General features: G+C 39.9%; 3 protein-coding genes. 2 read left to right on the forward strand and 1 reads right to left on the reverse strand.

Annotation, left to right across the window (positions count from 1 at the left end):
- On the forward strand, nucleotides 1-425 hold a 425-nt coding region (locus tag O8C65_08010; GenBank protein ID MCZ7356862.1), incomplete at its 5' end, for a dockerin type I domain-containing protein.
- A gap of 4 nt (nucleotides 426-429) precedes the next feature.
- On the opposite strand, the gene O8C65_08015 is transcribed toward O8C65_08010, so the two are convergent.
- Nucleotides 430-573, reverse strand: a complete 144-nt coding sequence (locus O8C65_08015; protein ID MCZ7356863.1) for a hypothetical protein — start codon at nucleotides 571-573, stop codon at nucleotides 430-432.
- An 18-nt stretch (nucleotides 574-591) separates the two neighbouring features.
- Between O8C65_08015 and O8C65_08020 the strand changes: the two genes are divergently transcribed.
- The gene (locus O8C65_08020; protein MCZ7356864.1) at nucleotides 592-735 is read left to right on the forward strand and encodes a hypothetical protein; all 144 of its coding nucleotides are present in this window, start codon (nucleotides 592-594) and stop codon (nucleotides 733-735) included.
- Nucleotides 736-1,139: the final 404 nt, after the last annotated feature.

Genomic DNA, 1,139 nt, shown 5'->3' on the forward strand with positions numbered 1-1,139 from the left:
GTACGTTCTTCAATAATGGCACAATAAATAATTCTCTGGGTTCGATCGAAAATATCACCGAAGCTGTCCTCGGGCACTCAAATGTATCGACTCCAGGCACATTCATCATTATCAACGCTACTGCAATCGGTTCATCGGGTGCATCCGGAATTGATCTCTCCAATGTGAAAATCAGCGATCCCGGTGGGGTTGCGATTCCGTTGGATTTGATAAATGGAGATGTAACTATAAATGCACCCCAAGCCTATCCGCGCTACGATGTCAATGAGGACGGAATCGTAGATATCGAAGATTTGACTATCATCGAACAGCATTTCAATGAAATTGTTGTCCCGCCTTATCCTCGCTATGATGTGAATATGGACGGGGCTGTGGATATTGCAGATCTCACAATAGCAGCCCAGCACTTTGGTGAAAATACATGAGATCTTACTCGATGATTCCCTGGACCTGTGTCTGAGCCTTGGAAGAATCCGCAAGTTTTTTTTCCAGATCCATGGTACCCATGAGCGTCATTCCATGATTTGTAAAAATGAACGAATTGGGCATTTCATTGACTTTTGTCAATCTCATTTTTTGGATCTGAATAAAATGGGTCGGGTATGGATCCAGATCATGCGTCTGCCTCTTATCGAGAAAAATGACAGCATCGCCCATAAAATCGAAATCATCGAATTCTTTATGCTTAATTGTGCATGCTGCCCTGGGAACGTGGATGAAGGAAGTAAATCATAATAATTATAATAAATCATAATAATTATAATTTGATTTATTTAATAATTAAGAAAACATTTATATAGATTGAGAACATTCATTCTGTGGTGAGGGTTGGTGATATTTCCCTAATGAATGACGAATAATTCAAGATTTATTATTCTCATTTGAAAAAAAGAAGAATGTTGCATTGAGCAGATAATTGTGTAATGAGGGAGTTTTTATCAAAATGGCCTTTAATTGCATAAGAAGATTCAAAAAGCAGAAAAAACCAGCAGGAGGACGGCCATGACCGGAGCAATAACTGCAATCCTTCCCGCATTCAATGAGGAAGTATCCATAGGCAGCCTGGTACTCCATTGCAGACAGCATGCCGACTGTGTTATAGTTGTCGACGATGGAAGCAAAGATCATACTGCAGAGAT

Source organism: Candidatus Methanoperedens sp. (genome assembly GCA_027460535.1).
In the GTDB taxonomy this organism is placed as follows: domain Archaea; phylum Halobacteriota; class Methanosarcinia; order Methanosarcinales; family Methanoperedenaceae; genus Methanoperedens.